Here is a 16022-nt window from a genome sequence, read left to right as displayed (position 1 = left end):
TTAGGACCCCGGTCCGCGATCGTGCTGGCGTCCCGCGTCAGTGCTTTTTCAGCGGTTGTCAGGCGGGTTCGAGTAAAGACATCAGCTTTCTTCGCTTGATAACGGCCCCATCCAGCCAGTCGGTGCGCATTTCAGGCACTGAGTTCAACAGCAACTGCGTGTATTCGTGACAGGGCGGCGTAAGGACCTCGCCAACGGGTCCCTGCGCCACGATCTTCCCATGCCGCATCACGGCAACTCGATCCGAGATCTTGGAAACCGTCGCAATGTCGTGGGTGATGAACATGTAGCTCAACCCCAGCTCATCCTGCAGGTCCTTCAAGAGATCCAGGATCTGCTGCGCCACGATGGTGTCTAGAGCCGAAGTAATCTCATCGCAGATGATCAACCTGGGCTTGGCTGCCAGAACGCGCGCGAGATTGACCCGCTGCCGTTGCCCGCCCGAAAGCTCCGGCGGATAGCGCCATGCGAAGGAGACAGGCAGGTCGACTCGCTCAAGAAGCCGGGCTACCTCCTTGTCGGCCTCACGCTTACCAATGCCGTCATAGAACATCATGGGACGGCTGAGGATCTTGTTCAGTCGCTGCCTGGGATTGAGCGCCACGTCGGCCATCTGGAAGGCGAACTGGATCTGGCGCAGTTCATTGCGCGTGCGCTGGTGAACGCTTTGCGCCAGCTGATGCCCATCCAGATATACGCCGCCCAGTTTCGCCCGCATCAGGCCGGTAATCAGCCTACCCAATGTCGTCTTCCCCGACCCGGATTCTCCAATCACGCCGACGGTCTCACCGGAATTAATCGTCAGGCTGATGTTGCGCAGTGAAATAATCTCCTGATTGGCGCCATAACCGGCAGTCGCGTCCTCAACACGCAGAAGAGGTGGCTTTGTGCGCGGCATCAAACGCGGCGCAGGGATCTCTTCTGGCATCAGATGGGCAGCCGCTATCAGAGCCTTGGTGTATTCATGCTGGGGATTGCTGATGATCTGCTTTGTGTCGCCGTACTCGATAGTGCGGCCATTCTTCAGCACAAGAATATGATCCGCGACCTGTGCCACCAGCGACAGGTCGTGGCTGACGTAGAGCGCTGCCGTTTGGTTGTCCTTTATCAGCTTCTTGAACGACGCCAGAACCTCGATCTGCGTCGTCACGTCGAGCGCCGTGGTCGGTTCGTCGAGGATCAGCAATCGTGGATCACTGATCATTGCCATCGCTGCCATCAGCCGCTGCAACTGTCCCCCGGAAACCTGGTGCGGATAGCGCTTGCCGATATTGGCTGGGTCTGGCAGGTCCAGATCCCTGTAAAGTTTGACCGCCTTAGCGTGTGCGTCTGCACGCGTCATTGAGCCTGTAATGATCGGGATTTCGGTCACCTGCGCGTCAATGGTCATCGACGCATTGAACGAGGCTGCCGCCGATTGCGCGACATAGGTGATTTGCTTGCCGCGCAACTCCTGCAGCTTGCGCAAGGGCTGGTCCAGGATGCTGATGTCACGCAGACGGACCGACCCGCTGGTTACTTGGCAGCCGGACCGGGTGTAGCCCATGCAAGCCAGCGAAATCGTGGTCTTTCCCGACCCGGATTCGCCGATCAGGGCAATGACTTCCCCCGGTTGCACGTCAAAGGAAATGTCACTGACAATCATAGATTCACGGCCCTTCTTGTCGCGAACCGAGACCTCGAGATTACGTACTTTCAGCAGCGGTTCGGGCATGTCAGATCTCGCCGGGCAATTTTGCGCTGGAGTGCTGCAGCAGCCAGTCTACGAAGACGTTCATCGAGATGGCGATCAATGCGATGCCCAAGGCTGGATAGAGCGTGGTGTATTCGCCGTAGAGGATCGCCTGCATGTTCTCCTTGACCATCACGCCCAGATCCGACTGCGGCGGCTGCACCCCAAGGCCAAGGAAACTGAGCGCCGAGATGAACAGGATCGAATAGGTGAAGCGGATGCCGAATTCCGCGGCCAGCGGCGTCAAAGCGTTCGGCAACACCTCGTGCCACACGATCCACGCCTTGCCTTCCCCCCGCACGACCGCGGCCTCGACATAGTCCATCACCATGATGTCGACCGCTAGCGCCCGCGCCACACGATAGACCCGCGTCATATCGATGAACGCCATGGTGCAAACCAGCACGACAAAGGACGACCCCAGCGAATTGATGATGATGAGCGCAAGCATCAGCGCCGGGAAGCTCAACATCGCGTCGTTCAGGCGGCTCATCCAGCTGTCCACCCGCCCGCGAGAGGCGGCCGCCAAGAAGCCGAGGCCGACCCCCGCGAAGAAGGACAGAAAGGTGATGATCAGAGCGAGAAAGAGGGTGATGCGGACGCCGTTTATCAGCCGCGACAGCACATCCCTTCCCAGATAGTCACTGCCCAGCCACATCGTTGCGCTTGGCGGCGCAAAGCTTTCGTTCGTCAGGATCATGCCTTCTCCATAAGGCGCGATCCACGGCGCCAGGGAACCGACAATGAAAACGGCGATCAGGAACAGGATGCATAGCGTTACGCCGGGCGTTAGATCTGACATTGCCTCGCGCAATTCACCCCGCCAGTTCCGAGCTTCTGGGATCACTTCTTGTACCTCACGCGCGGATTGGCCATTGTCGACAGGATGTCCGCTATCATGTTCAGCAAGACATAGAAGGTGCAGAAGATCATCGCGCAGGCCTGCACGATCGGAACGTCCCGATTGGTCACCGCCTCAACCATGTAGCGGCCAAGGCCCGGGAAATTGAACAGCGTTTCAATAACCACCACCCCGCTGACCAGATAGGCAAGGTTCAGCGCCACCACGTTGATGATCGGCCCGAGCGCATTGGGCAGCGCGTGGCGCAGCAACAGACGACGCCGTGGAACGCCCTTGAGGATCGCCATCTCGATCGCCGGACTGGCCAACACGTTCAAGACCGCAGATCGCGTCATCCGCACCATGTGGGCCAGGATCGTGAAGGTCAGGCTCACGAGCGGTAGGATAAGGATGCGGATCCATTCGTGCAGCTCGTAGTGAGGCCTGAACGAAGCGATTGCCGGCAGCCAGTGCAGTTTGACTGCAAATATGGTCACCAGGACTATCGCCACCAGGAAATCCGGGAACGAGATCAACGCAAGGGAGGTCGAAGTAATCGCTCGGTCCAAAAGTCCGCCCGGCTTCACCGCCGCCGCCAGTCCTAGAAAGATGGCCAATGGAACAGCAATCAAGGCCGTCGAAAGCGCCAGAATGATCGTATTGCCGGCGCGTTGGGAAATTTCGGTCCGGATATCTGTCCCATTCGCCAAGGAAGTTCCGAAGTTGCCGGACCCAAAATTTGTCAGCCATACCCAGTAGCGCACGTGGAGCGGCTCATTCAGGCCCAAGCGATCCCGCATCTCCGCCACCAGTTCCGGCGTAGCCCCCCGTCCCAATATGGCATGAGCAACGTCACCGGGCAGGATCTCGGTGCCCAAGAATACGAGCAGGGACACGAGCAATAGGGTGCCCACGCCAAATGCCAACCGATTTCCAAGGATTTTCTGCAAACTCATCGGATCTCTCACGCAATGTCAGCGCATCTGGAGAACCCGTATATCTGTGATCACACATTTACAATATTGCAAGCGATTTGCTTGCCTGTGCGTGATATTTTTCAGCATCCCGATGCAGTTCCGGACCTGGCCCATAAATACCGCCTTGGTTCTAAGGGGGGTAAGACCCGTTGAGACGGCCTAGTGCCGATACAAGGACATACCCCAGAGGGCATCGCTTTCGAGAAGATGGCGGGCCTTGACAGCATCGCGAGATTTCATCGCCTCTATGATTTCGCTGTACCGACCCATCCAGTCGGCGGGCTTGACCAGATTCACAATCCCGTAAGCCAACCAGGGTCCGGTTCGGACATAGAGGCTTTCGATCATCGATTGAAGCGCGCCATTATTCGTCAGACCACAGATATGGCTGTGGAAATTATAGTTTTCACGCAGAAAGCTTCTGGCGTCCTTCTTGATCCAGGCATTTTCGATCGCGACCTGGAGATAACCAAGCATTTTAAAATCGGAAGCCTTTGCTCTCGCGGTTGCAACTTCGGCCGCTGCGCCCTCCAGGACCGACTGGACGAAAAATAGGTTTGCCGCTTCGTCCGTGGACAAGTTCGGAACGCGATAGGATTTCTTGGCCGCACCAACCAGTGCACCCTCAGAACCCAGTTGCCGCAACGCCTCGCGGACAGGCATGGCCGAGACATTGCGTTCTTCGGCCAATGTGCGGATTGACAGGGGGGCACCTGGCTTTAGATCCCCGACGATCAACTTCATCCGCAGATCCGCGTAGATGCCGACACTCAGGCTTTCGGGCGTGCTCGGGGCCCGTATGACGGTCTCATCCATGGTTAGTTTCTCACTGCCATCTCTTGAATCCAACATGCCCACCCGAGCAAATGCCGCCCCCGGCCACCGGTGTCGCGATCTTAGGGGTATCTGCCTTCAGGCTCTGGACGCCTGAGGCGCCCCTTCCGGAACGCGAACCGAACCATTCCGCTGATGGCGTCGCCTGCACTGGAGGGTGAGCAGGGCTCCCTACGCGACTACCCTTGCAGACCGCGAAAGACAAGCTTGCCTCCGGAGTGCGTTTCAATGACCGATCCTTGACGATACTGTCGGTGGCGTGCCCTGCGGAGCGTACCCTGTCTCCGCAAATCCTGACGGCGACAGCAGCCCAGCAACCCGCTTTACGATCGGCGCGAAGTCGAAGACCACCTTGCCCTCCGTGCCTATAGGAAGCATCGGGCGGATCGCTTCAAAGACGGCCCTTGTCCCCTTGCCGAGTCTCTCGAGGGGCAGCTGGCGCATACTCAATGCCCAAACCGCCACCACGATCTCTACCGCCGCGATCTGCCAGCACAGTTCGACGACCTGTGCTGTGCGGTTTACCGATAAAGGTCCAAGGCCTGAAATATCCTCGACACCGTCCGCGAGTGCCTGGCCGCAATCCAGGAGAACTGGGGCCGCCAAGCCGCGCAATTCCGCCTGGCGGGCGACGGCAAGATAGCCGATTATCAGGTTTTGAATTCCTCCATCCGGCCGACCGGGTTGCGCCAGACCGGTTGGCAGACCGGAATATTCCGGGTTCTGGCATTTTAGACTACGTTCGGTGCTGACCGCTGCAGCCATTGCCAGCGTCTGCCGCAAACTGTCGGTCACGACCGTCAGCGGCGTAGAATCCATGTTAATGCCCGTCACGAGTAAACCTTCTTCAAGCGACACAATGGGATTGTCGCAAACACAGTTCAAATCCATTGTGTAAACCTGCTCTGCATGGGCCAGCGCGGACTCGGCACTGCCGTTGATACGCATTGCAAAGCGGAAGCTGAGCGGATCTTGCAAAAATCGCCACTGCGACGGCTCCCACAGCGAGGAATTTTCCAGCGCGTCAGCAATCCGCTGACAGGATCTCAACTGATGCGGATTGCGATAAGCGGCCCGCATCTCAGGGCGATAGTAACTGAGATTGGCCCGGAAGGCTTCGAAAGTCGTCGCAGCAGCCAAATCGAGCGTTGCTATCAAGCGGCGAACCTCGTCGATGACAATCGCCCCATGCGCCAACGTGAATGCGTTGCAGTTGATCAGTGACACTGCTTCCTTCGCTGCCAGATCATACGGCCCTTCGAGCATCGGCGGACTTCCGTCAAGACTGTGCCCGACAAGAGGAAGCGCCAACTGGGCCAGGGGGCCCAGGTCAGACGAGCCTATCGACGTGCCCATCCGCACTTCGGGCAGAAAGGCACACCGCGACAGCAATAGCATGCGCTCCACCAGTTCCGGCCGAAGCCCCAGTCGGCCGGTAGCCGCATTGTTGATCATCACGGCCAGTGCACCGCGCACCACCGCTGGATCGAATGCCGGCCCAGGCATATTGGTTGCTTCGGCGACAATCAAATGTTCGTTGAACCCGGCAAGCTCCGACGGCGCCACCCGAAAGTTCTTCTGCGAGCCAACTCCTGTATTCAAGCCGTAGTGAATGCCGTCTCCTGAAGAGATGCGGTCGACGATGTTCCGGCCCTCACGAATACGGTCCTTGGCCGCTTCCGTCAGATCCCACCTCCCCCTCGTTCTCGACAATGCGGCAAGCTTTCTGGGATCGAGTGTTTCACCGTCGAACCAATGAACCTCATCAATTGCAATCGACATAAACTTCCTCATGTGACTAAGCCGACGAACACTGATCTTCGATCACAGTTCTTGATGCAAGCCATATTCTAGCATTCACATCGTTAGTCGACATGTACTGCACGAGTTGGCTTGGGGCTCGAGCGCGATAACGGAGGCTGCAGCGGCCTTTCGACAATGCGCGCATCGCAAAAATCACGCAAAAACTAACCGTTGACCTATGATAAAATCTGTGATCACAGTATGGGAAATGTGGTGTGGGGGAAGTGTCACATCAAGTGCAATAGAGACTGCAGGGAGCGCCAACATGACCGACAGCAACCTCAACGAGTATCTCTTTAGCGAGTACGTCAACAATCGAATATCCAGACGCCAGTTCATGGGATCCCTGGCGGCGGCTGGCGCGTCGGCAGTTCTCATCAACGGCCTCCTGGTTCAGAGAGCGAAGTCCGCTGAACCGAAGCGTGGAGGCCGGCTGGTTGTCGGGACAGAAGGCGCTCAATCGCCGGATAGCCTTGATCCGACGAAATACTACAGCACCTCAAACTATCAGATGGGCTATTCTGTGCATGAAAACCTGGTCAATAGAGGTCACGATCAGAAGCCGATTCCATGGCTTGCGACATCATGGCATCCAAATGCAGATGCATCATCGTGGGTGTTTGACCTACGCAAGGGAGTGACTTTTCACGATGGGTCCGACTTTGGCGCTGATGATGTAATTTACTCGTTGCCGCGCCATTACCGAAAGGGTTCGGAATCTCCTTCAAAATCCTATATGAGTCAAATTGCAGGCATTGAAAAACTGTCCGAGCATCAGGTTCGCTTCAATCTTGCAGCGCCGAACGCCGATTTTCCCACGATCCTGTCCGACACACGTGCTCATATTACCAAGAATGGTCTTGAAGATTTTACCGGTACTCCTCCTGGTACGGGTCCTTTCAAGGTGGTCGAATTCAGTCCAGGCAGTCGATATGTCTTTGCACGCAATGAAAATTACTGGGGGGAAGACGGCCCGTATGTTGATGAGCTAGAATTTATTGGTATAGGCGACAGCAATGCTCGTATCAACGCTTTGATTGCGGGCGATATCAACCTTTTGATGCAGCTCGATCAAAAGGCCACAAAGCTGATCGAGAACAGTGGCGTGGCTTATCTTCTAAACGCACCCAGCGGCGCCTTCATTAACTTGGCGATGATGTTGGATCGTGAACCGACCAACAATCCGGATTTGGGCCTCGCGATGAAGTTTGCCATCGACCGAGTTGGCATTCGTGACAATATCTTGAAGGGCTTTGGATCCGTCGGAAACGATCATCCCATTTCCCCGATTGATCCATACTACAACAACGATATCCCCCAACGCGCATATGACCCTGACAAGGCCCGATTTCATATTAAGAAAGCCGGGTTGGAAGAGGTACCAATGGACATCTATGGCTCGGACGTGCCCGGCTCGGGGGCACTGGCAGCCGCCCAGCATGTCCAGCAAAGTGCGGCTGCTTCGGGGGTCAAAATTAACGTCATTAACCCTCCAGCCGACAGTTACTGGTCGGCGGTGTGGATGCAAAAGCCGATCGTTACTTCCGGTTGGGATCCTCGTCCAGTCCCGGACCTAATCTTCGGGATCGCTTTTGACAGCAAGTCGTCATGGAACGAAACAGCTTGGCGAAACGAGCGGTTCGACAAGTTGTTGGTTGAGGCGAGGTCTATTACTGACTTCGCCAAGCGGAAAGAGATGTATGGAGAGATGCAGCTTATGTTGCACGAAAACGGTGGCCAGGCGACATTGGGCTTCCGCAACTTCGTCGATGCCTCGCGCAACGAGGTTCAGGGCATCAAGCCGCACGGCGCGGGTCCCTTGGGTTTCTATCAGGCCCAGCGGACCGCCTGGATTGACAGCTAAAGCGCCTGAAAGCGAGTAGCGTGTATCGTGCGCCCAGAAATCTCTGAACTCCGCGATACGATCTATCGGATTAACTGGGGATTAGTTGCCATGCTGCTCGCCGCAGGAAGCCATTCCGGACACCCACCACCGATAGCGATATTAGCATCGACGAGTGAGTGAAACGCTTCGCGCGAAGCGCGTCGACCCGCCTCGAACTAACGGTTTGCATAACACCTGCTGCCCGTGCAGCCGATGTCCGCAACTGCGGCGCTACTGACCAATGTGCGACGCTGCCGACATTAGCTCCTGCATATTCGGAGTGCCGAACAGGCGCCATCGAGAACCTCGGTGGAGGTCCAGCGAACGACACCGCCGGCAGGGACGCAGGATCGTAGCGTTGCCGGTGACAGATTGCGGTGAGCCAAATGTCCTCGATTGTGCGGCGACGAAGAGGACTCAACTCTGACGTACATCGCCCCGATCACTCGGCGCGCAATGCCTCGATCGGCCGGAGCTGGCGAACTTCACCATCACGCCGTCGCCCGTCACCTTAAAGACCCGGCCATGGTGCCTGGCGACCAACGGCTGCAGCACTGCGTGAACGAGTCGATCAGTCCGAACTCCCGAACTCCCCTCGGAGGTCAGGACTGCCCCGACTCCTTCCGCGGGGAAGGTCGAAAGGGAATCGCCTCCGGTCGTACTGCGTAGTTGGCTCTGGGAAGCATCCGGAATGAGTGGTTGGTACGCGGTCGAGGCACGACCCCGATCCGTCATCCGGGCGAAACGCTCTCGTTGCACGGTTCGTTTAGCAACCTCGGATTTGAGGCAGGTTGATCTGATGCCTGCGGCGCTCAGGTCTCAGGGGCAATCAGTAAAAGCACGTCGTCCGAAGCAAGAGCGTGAACTGGTCAATTTTGAAATCTCTCGTCAGATCGCTCCCGAACAGCGCAAGCCATTTCTCTTGTGCCTCGTAGGCCTGTTTCTCTCGTGCCTCCGGGCATTCGAATTTCTGGCCAGCCGAATTCTGCATGTGATGCACCATTTCATGCACCAGAACCGAGAGCTCTGCCGCCGTTCCTCCTGTCCAACCTTCCGGCAGATAGATCGTCCTTGCCTCGTCGTCGTAGACGGCCACGACATCGGCTTGGTGGCCAGCCCAACGATCTGACGGCACATCCCGCAAGCGCAGTCCGATCATTCTGCGTGCCGAAGCAAAGGCTATGGTGGGCAGGTTCTGAATGGCGGGAAGGTCGAACTCGGATGAGAGCCATGCCGCTATCGCTTTCAGAAGGTCCTGCTGGGAGTTGCTCCACTTGGAGCCGATGTTACGTTTTCCCACCTCTACCGCATATTCGGTCAAAACTAGAGCCGGTACGGGCACCATGCCACCAGACGGCAGCGGTGCCGCGATTTCTTCGCCCGATGCGGGAAGTGCAGCGGTTGTCGCTAGCACCCATGAAGCTGCAAGCTTACCTATCCAGCTGGTCATTTTACCCTCCAGGCTGTCATGAGGATTGCCGATCCTTCCGCCCTGAACCGGTAGACGCGCCCCTTGAGCCAGCCGTGAGACGGCTGTTCGGCGGCTTGAACAATGAGCAGATCAACTGTCCCCAGTGGAAATTCTCTGGCACCGTCGAGCGCGGACCACAACCATGAGTTCTCTGCCCGCAGCGTCAGAACTGACGCGTAGGTGGAAATCGATTACGCTACTGCTTGCCTCGTCTTCAACCGTCTGTTCAACCGTATGAATTCACTCTGGATCATGCTCGTAATGATGTAAATTCACTGTAGAGTATACTTTGTGTGTGTCGCTTCACCGGGGCCAGAAAATCACCCGATCCGCAAAACCTACACGGCAGGCCATCCTCGACGCTGCCTATGTCCTGCTTCGCCGGAAGGGATTTGCCCGAGTGAGCCTGGACGAGATCGCGGCGGCGGCGGCCGTAACGAAGCGCACGCTCTACCACCATTTTACCAGCAAGGACGCCCTTCTCGCCGCTGTGCTCGAATCCCAATCGGCACTTGCTCTCGGGGCCTTCCAGACATTCGGACGGGACCTTGTCGGGACACCGGAGGCAATCATCGACGGGCTGTTCTCCGAACTGGTGCGATGGTCGGCAAAGCCGCGCTGGGCGGGCTCGGGATTCACCCGTCTTGCCGTGGAACTTGCCGATCTTCCCGGGCATCCGGCTCGCGAAATAGCCCGACATCACAAGGCCGCTTTGGAAGCACACCTGGCTGCGTTGCTCACCAGCGCAGGTCTCCCCGGTGCGGAAAAACGAGCGCGGGAAGTCTACCTGCTTGTGGAAGGTGCCATGTCGCTGATCCTCATCCACAATGATCCAGCATATGCGGCCACTGCCGCCGAAGCCGCAAAGCGCCTGATCCAAGACGTTCCGGCTCACTGCTCGCCGGCCGCATCAGCGACATCCTGACGGCTCGGACCCTGCTCAGACCTTCCTGGGGCCGGAAGCCTTCCAGAAAGGCGACGTTCGCAAGAACCCCGCACATCAGTATCCGTCTTCTACCGCGATGCCCGGGCTTAGGGAACACATTGCCGAGCGGTCAGCATGTACTCTTCAATCTCGGCCCGAAACAGGTGCACGGCTTCATCAAGTCCCTTCAAGGCATGAAAACCGTGATCTCCGAAGCGAAGGTTTGCGCCTGCGACGAGATCACGAACGGTGTTGGACACGAGCACCTCATCTGCTCCGGCCAGGGCCTCCGCAGGGGTCCTCGCCTGATTTACACCGTCATCCTTCACGACGAGGAGCATATCGGCCTCCCATACGGGGCGCGCTCCATACGCCGCCGGCACAGCGGCACGGCGAGCATTTTTGTTGTCTGGGGAGGAACACGATCTGGCGGCAATCGTTCGGGCGCCAACAAAGCGGTACCGTCAGATGGAGGACAGGAAAATGCGTGAAAGACAAGGCTTGACCCATAAAGAAAAACACGACAGACAGGAGCGCACGTCGGATGCTGCAAGGGCATTAACAGACATTGAGCGCGTCGCACGAGATGCAAAGACGGCTCGGCTGCGGGAGCAACGACTTAAAGCCCAGACTGCTCTTCCTGCTGCATCGGCACCGAAACCGAAGAGGAATTGGGAGGGCAAGAAGTCGTCGTAGGCAAGCTGCACCTGACGCCCTCCGTGAGCTCGATCTGCTGCCCCTTCTTCACCTTGGTATGATCGATGATCGAATGTGGAAAGCTGTAGCTCAGAATCGAGACGCTCACGCGGTCCTCAGTGACCCGCGTGCGGACGGTGGCCCTGATCGCCACCAGAATCTCCAATCCCAATTCCCCGCGCCATTCCATGAGTTTGGAGCGGCCGGCGACATAGTCAAGAGATTGCTAACATAGGGGACCGCTTCATCCAATCGATGGACGAGGCCCCTCAAGGGCCAGTGCTATTTTGATGCATGTCGCGACCTTACGTATCCCCGAGCCAGCTTGCTATCGCTCTCCTCGCGATCAGCGTCAGCTATGCCGAAGCCGCGGATCGCAAGGTCGAAACCGCGTCGCTCGGTGCGTACGCCAATCGAAGAACCTGCCGGTTTGCACCGCGTCTAGCTCACTCTTAGAAGTCCTGGGTGGCAAGTGTTTTCTCGTCAAAGGTTCGATGATCTATGGCGACATCGCCGAGCTTTCCCAGATAGTCGCTTTGAGCCGGTAGCCGGAGCATCTATTGAAAACACACAGTTTAGGGCGGCTCACGCGTCGCGCAAGATCTGCCGCGCTGGCTTGGCGCGTGAATTTGTCTCCGACCGGCTTAGTCTCGGCGATGGATCCGCATCTCGATGATGTTGCTCTCGACCAGCGACTGAACTCCCGCGTTTCCAAGGCCTGACGAGCAATCGGCGAGTGCCCAGATGCCCACGTTAAAGGTGTAGTCGCCCGGGTCGATTCGTCCTGCCATGCCACTGGGGAATACGCTCGTGAAGTTAGTCCGGCCCCTCGCATTCTCTGAGAGGCTGCTTCCCCGCCTGCGCCACCACGGAAAGGTGCCCGCCATCAAGACCTCGCCACGCTTCATAAAAGTCGTCTCCAGGCCACCCTCCGAGGTGGCGCTCGCACCAATGCCGCGTGCGCCAATGGCGAAGGAATGGCGCGATGAGCGCGGCGCGAACAACTCGACGGCGATCGGACGGTCGGTCCGCACGATGCAGCCGACGCCGATGTGTGCGTGGACAAAACGGCTGGCGCCGCGCGCGCCGCCGCCGCCGGCCCGCGCATCCAAGCCGAGGCGTCCCCGTTGGTCGCCGCTCTGGCTGAACGGAGGGACCCCTCCGACGTGATGCCATCTCCAGGCGAAGTCGTAGGGAGGACGCCGCAGCTCGACGCTGCTGTCAGTCGCCGACACCGGGATCACGCGATCGCGTGCTCTGCCAGGCGGGCCCCGTAGGCGCAGGCTGTCCTCAGCCTTGACTTGCCGCATACCGACCCCCTCGAGCGCCTCTGCCGCGCCGGGGGCCGCTCGGACCAGCTCCGCAAGCCGCGCGGTGATCGCGTCATGCAGCTTGTCCTCCTCGGCCGCTCGCGCGCGCGCGGCGTCGGCCTCCGCACGCGTGCGCTCCACCGCCGACGCTATCGACTGCTCGACCATCTCGCGCTGATCCGGCGCCAGGCTCGCACTGAAGTAGATTTCGATGCCGTCAGGCATGGCGACATCTCCCGTTCGAACGCTTGAGCCTAAGACCACGATTTTGGTGCCGGCGAAGCGATCGATCAAGCAGAAAATTAGCTACCTCTAATAATTGTCCGTGGGGCCAGCTTGCGCGCATACCGCAGATAGCAAGAACGCCCCGCAAGCAGCCTGACTTACAACGCCTTTCCTGCCCGGATCATTGCGCGGGCTATCGCGATCTGCGCCTCGACCTTGGCGTTTTGTGGCATGTTGTCTGCGGCGATCAGGCGCCGCAGCGAGCGCATGATCTCCCCACGCGTCCAGCCGACCTCCAGCATACACTCGACGATCGCCTGAAAGCCTGGCTCCATGGCCTCCTGGCAGTCGATCTCGCGGTCGGCGTATTCGCCCTGTCGCCTTGGCTCTCTGATCATGCAGGTCTTGTCATAGGTATCGCTCCCCCCCTCGGCGCGGTGCTCGAAACAGAACCAGTGCGATGGCTGCCGCGGCTTGGCGAAACCCCATCCGGCGTTCTTGCCGCAGCCGGGATGCTCGCACGTATGGCGCTGAATACCGGGGCGGGTGACCGGCTCCATTGTGCCGGGAAGGCGGATTTCGTCACTCATAGCAGCGCTATCGGGTCGATCATGTGCGGGCTGTCGTTTGGCAGCTTGTTCTTGACGGAGGTGTTCACGTCGCGGCTGACACGGTAGAACTCCAGGTCCTCATCGAGGTTTTCGTGCAACAACTGTTTGGCGTCGTTTGGCGGCGTTTCCGGGTCCAGCCAGGCATCATACATGTCCGGATCGAGGATCACCGGCTGCCGATCATGGATCTGGCGCATCGTCTCGCCAGCCGGCATGGTGACAATCGAACAGCTCGTCACGTCGAGGTTCTTGTTGTAGGCCCAGATGCCGGCGAAGCTGAACGGCTGATGATCGGGCAGGAAGATATGCCAGGGGTCACGCCCCTTGTCAGCCGGGCTGATCGTCCACTCATAAAAGCCGTCGGCAGGGATCAGGCAGCGTTTCGACTTGAATGCATCCTTGAAGGCTCCAGAGGTATCGATGGTCTCGGAGCGGGCGTTGAACATGGTGGCCTTGGGGAGTTCCTTGGCGTGCCAGGGAACCAGCCACCATCGACCTTGGCGGAGCTTGTGGCCCCCATTCTCGCCGGCCGTGACGAATGGAACTTCCTCGGTCGGCGCGATGTTGTAGCGGGGCGCGTCGTTGCGGCCGATTTCGGCTGGCGCCGTCAGTCGATAGAGCCGGTGGATTTCCGACCAAGGCAGATATCTGGTGAATCGTCCGCACATGCCGATGCATCAATTGCGAAGGGTCTCAGGGACGTCAGCGGCCCAAATCAGGAATTCACTTTTACTCGCCCGTCCTGCGCCAGACACTTTGAGCGGCAGTGAACGGATGAGAACAAAATTGTCAAGGGAGTCTTGACTGAAGAGGAATATCTTCCTTATCTCAGATGCATCTGAACAGGATGGGCTATAGGAATGCGCCAAAGCGCGCCGGCCGGCGAAGCTATTTCTGAATTGGAACTGGTTGCCCAGCAGGCCATAGCGGCGGCAGGCGGCGATGCCGTGGTTGCTCTGCTGAACGTGCTCGTCCGGAATGCCGAACTCGAGCGCGAGCTTGCCTTGTCGCGGGTAGCTGTCTCGAGTGGCTTTTCTCGTGGCTGGCATAAGGCGCGACCCTAGCCATGGCAATAACAGCGGAGGACAATTTCCGGATCGAGGTTTGGGACCGCGAGGAGAAGACGCTTGTCGAGACCATCTGTCGATCGCCGGACTCGTTCGTCAGCCAAGCGGCCTGGCAAACCGCCATCCGGCGTCGACCCGGCATGCTCCTGATCCACTACAACAGCCGGCATGTGATGGAGAAGATCATCACGCCCGGCGAGCCGACAGTGCCGCCGCAGACCATCGTTGAGGGCAGCATACATGCCGGGCTGGACGTATCACTGGGCGATCTCCGCGAATGGCACACGTTCCGCGCCTGGTGCAGAAACTGCTCGCACCACGCCAAGGTAAAGGCGCCGGCCCTCATCAGGCGCTACGGGTCTGGCGAAACAACGGTTGCCGAAGGTCTAGACGGCGAATTGGAGCGGGATTCCATCGAGGCCGCAGAGCCGTAGTGAATTTTTTCCGCCTATAAAAGGAAATTCGCAGAAGCTTGCCGCCCCAAAATGTTGCGCACGTTCGACACCTGCCAGCGGCCATTGCGCGTTGTTCGAACGCCTCGATTGTTCAGGGCAATGGCCAGGCCACGTAGGCTGGTGATGCCGGACCGTTGGATGGAGGCGATGATAGGCAGCACGGACTGGGCAAACTGGTCCGCTTCGCGCACCGAGATCCGGCGCCCCTTGGCGGCCGCCTCGGCCGTGTTAGTCGGATTGCCGAGCTTCATTCCAGTGGTCTTGCGAGAGGCGAGGGCGGCTTTGGTTCGTTCCGAGATCAGCCGCCGCTCTTTTTCTGCCAAGGCGGCGTAAAGGTGCAACATGAACGGATCGGCATCGGCGCCAAGTTCGGCCACGATAAACGGGACCCGCTGGACCATCAGGCCGGCTATGAACGCGACATCTCGCGACAGGCGGTCGAGCTTCGCCATTACGACCGGGCATTTTGTCTGGCAGGCCAGGGCGAGGGCGGCTGTCAGTTGCGGCCGTCGATCAAGAGCATCCGCGCCCTTGCCGGTTTCGATCTCGGTGAACTCCTGGAGGATGATCATTCCCTCGGCCTCGGCAAAGCGGGCGACCGCGGCACGCTGGGCCTCGATGCCCAAGCCCGAGCGTCCTTGCCGCTGTGTAGAGACTCGATAGTAGGCGACCGCGCTCGTCATGCTGCTGTTTCCGGGGTGTTCAAACTGCAAACCACCGTTTGCAGTGTGCTCACAAGATACGGTTCAGCAAGTTCTTTCCAGGAATTAGGCTTCAACAGCAACGCGGTTGAGCTGGAGCGCCGCCTATATGATGCAGACTTGTTGAAAGGCACTATGAGGACGCCGAGTTTTCGCCTCCAGTGCAGATAACCATCCTTTGTCAGCACGTTGGTTCCTTATCGCGCCCGCCGCTGAGGCGCAGCCCGTCGCGGATGCAGCGACTTCCAATTCGTATGAGCACGCCCCTTAGTCTGCGGCCAGAACGCAATCTCGCGACGATCGTTCACGTCAGTGTGGATTACAGGTGCGGCTGTGCAGGCCCTATCGAGCTCGGCCCTAGCCGAGCTAGCTGCGCCCCCTCACTAGGTCGTACCGATGCAGAACAAGTCCTTAGCAGCCACTGGCTTTCTCTGCCTGGGCGTTCTCGTCTTCTCACTGCAGGACGTGATCCTGAAGGGCCTCTCGGAC

The 16022-nt window shown here is 58.6% G+C and carries 16 protein-coding genes; 3 read left to right on the top strand and 13 right to left on the bottom strand.

The window, feature by feature from the left end:
• Window positions 1-58: 58 nt before the first annotated feature.
• The 5 genes from AC0L25_RS13635 to AC0L25_RS13615 all read right to left on the bottom strand — a co-directional run bounded on the left by AC0L25_RS13635 (window position 59) and on the right by AC0L25_RS13615 (window position 6166).
• Entirely contained in the window at window positions 59-1714 is a 1656-nt protein-coding gene (locus tag AC0L25_RS13635; protein WP_473595969.1) for an ABC transporter ATP-binding protein, read from the bottom strand.
• 1 nt (window position 1715) lies between these two features.
• The gene (locus AC0L25_RS13630; RefSeq protein ID WP_473595968.1) at window positions 1716-2534 is read right to left on the bottom strand and encodes an ABC transporter permease; all 819 of its coding nucleotides are present in this window, start codon (window positions 2532-2534) and stop codon (window positions 1716-1718) included.
• Between the two features lie 41 nt (window positions 2535-2575).
• On the bottom strand, window positions 2576-3529 hold the full coding sequence (locus AC0L25_RS13625) for an ABC transporter permease (protein WP_473595967.1): 954 nt from the start codon (window positions 3527-3529) through the stop codon (window positions 2576-2578).
• A gap of 180 nt (window positions 3530-3709) precedes the next feature.
• Window positions 3710-4366, bottom strand: a complete 657-nt coding sequence (locus AC0L25_RS13620; protein ID WP_473595966.1) for a GntR family transcriptional regulator — start codon at window positions 4364-4366, stop codon at window positions 3710-3712.
• A gap of 243 nt (window positions 4367-4609) precedes the next feature.
• Window positions 4610-6166: an aromatic amino acid ammonia-lyase gene (locus AC0L25_RS13615; protein ID WP_473595965.1), complete on the bottom strand. Its 1557-nt coding sequence runs from the start codon at window positions 6164-6166 to the stop codon at window positions 4610-4612.
• 286 nt (window positions 6167-6452) lie between these two features.
• On the opposite strand from AC0L25_RS13615, the gene AC0L25_RS13610 reads away from it, so the two are divergent.
• Window positions 6453-8051 carry an ABC transporter substrate-binding protein gene (locus AC0L25_RS13610; RefSeq protein ID WP_473595964.1) on the top strand — a complete coding sequence of 533 codons (1599 nt, stop codon included), beginning with the start codon at window positions 6453-6455 and terminating at the stop codon, window positions 8049-8051.
• 850 nt (window positions 8052-8901) lie between these two features.
• Here AC0L25_RS13610 and AC0L25_RS13605 read toward each other — a convergent pair.
• Complete coding sequence (locus AC0L25_RS13605) at window positions 8902-9522, bottom strand: DUF6647 family protein (protein WP_473595963.1); 621 nt, start codon at window positions 9520-9522, stop codon at window positions 8902-8904.
• 316 nt (window positions 9523-9838) lie between these two features.
• Here AC0L25_RS13605 and AC0L25_RS13600 point away from each other — a divergent pair, with 316 nt between their 5' ends.
• Window positions 9839-10468 (top strand): TetR/AcrR family transcriptional regulator, encoded by a 630-nt coding sequence (locus AC0L25_RS13600; protein ID WP_473595962.1) that lies wholly within the window; start codon window positions 9839-9841, stop codon window positions 10466-10468.
• A gap of 107 nt (window positions 10469-10575) precedes the next feature.
• On the opposite strand, the gene AC0L25_RS13595 is transcribed toward AC0L25_RS13600, so the two are convergent.
• From AC0L25_RS13595 to AC0L25_RS13570, 6 genes are all read right to left on the bottom strand, one after another.
• Window positions 10576-10809 carry a hypothetical protein gene (locus AC0L25_RS13595; protein ID WP_473595961.1) on the bottom strand — a complete coding sequence of 78 codons (234 nt, stop codon included), beginning with the start codon at window positions 10807-10809 and terminating at the stop codon, window positions 10576-10578.
• Between the two features lie 278 nt (window positions 10810-11087).
• A complete protein-coding gene (locus AC0L25_RS13590) occupies window positions 11088-11330 on the bottom strand; it encodes a hypothetical protein (RefSeq protein WP_473595960.1) in 243 nt (80 codons plus the stop codon).
• A gap of 478 nt (window positions 11331-11808) precedes the next feature.
• A complete protein-coding gene (locus AC0L25_RS13585) occupies window positions 11809-12699 on the bottom strand; it encodes a hypothetical protein (RefSeq protein ID WP_473595959.1) in 891 nt (296 codons plus the stop codon).
• Window positions 12700-12857: 158 nt separating this feature from the next.
• Window positions 12858-13289, bottom strand: a complete 432-nt coding sequence (locus AC0L25_RS13580) for a hypothetical protein (protein WP_473595958.1) — start codon at window positions 13287-13289, stop codon at window positions 12858-12860.
• Complete coding sequence (locus AC0L25_RS13575) at window positions 13286-13978, bottom strand: SOS response-associated peptidase (RefSeq protein WP_473595957.1); 693 nt, start codon at window positions 13976-13978, stop codon at window positions 13286-13288. The genes AC0L25_RS13580 and AC0L25_RS13575 overlap by 4 nt, the downstream gene beginning before the upstream one ends.
• A gap of 9 nt (window positions 13979-13987) precedes the next feature.
• Window positions 13988-14359 (bottom strand): hypothetical protein, encoded by a 372-nt coding sequence (locus AC0L25_RS13570; RefSeq protein WP_473595956.1) that lies wholly within the window; start codon window positions 14357-14359, stop codon window positions 13988-13990.
• A 17-nt stretch (window positions 14360-14376) separates the two neighbouring features.
• Here AC0L25_RS13570 and AC0L25_RS13565 point away from each other — a divergent pair, with 17 nt between their 5' ends.
• The gene (locus tag AC0L25_RS13565; protein ID WP_473595955.1) at window positions 14377-14811 is read left to right on the top strand and encodes a hypothetical protein; all 435 of its coding nucleotides are present in this window, start codon (window positions 14377-14379) and stop codon (window positions 14809-14811) included.
• A 14-nt stretch (window positions 14812-14825) separates the two neighbouring features.
• Here the strand turns inward: AC0L25_RS13565 and AC0L25_RS13560 are convergent, their stop codons facing one another.
• On the bottom strand, window positions 14826-15515 hold the full coding sequence (locus tag AC0L25_RS13560; protein ID WP_473595954.1) for a recombinase family protein: 690 nt from the start codon (window positions 15513-15515) through the stop codon (window positions 14826-14828).
• Window positions 15516-16022 lie beyond the last annotated feature (507 nt).

Source organism: Mesorhizobium sp. WSM4813 (assembly GCF_055811555.1).
This window is presented reverse-complemented; position numbering and strand designations above follow the sequence as displayed.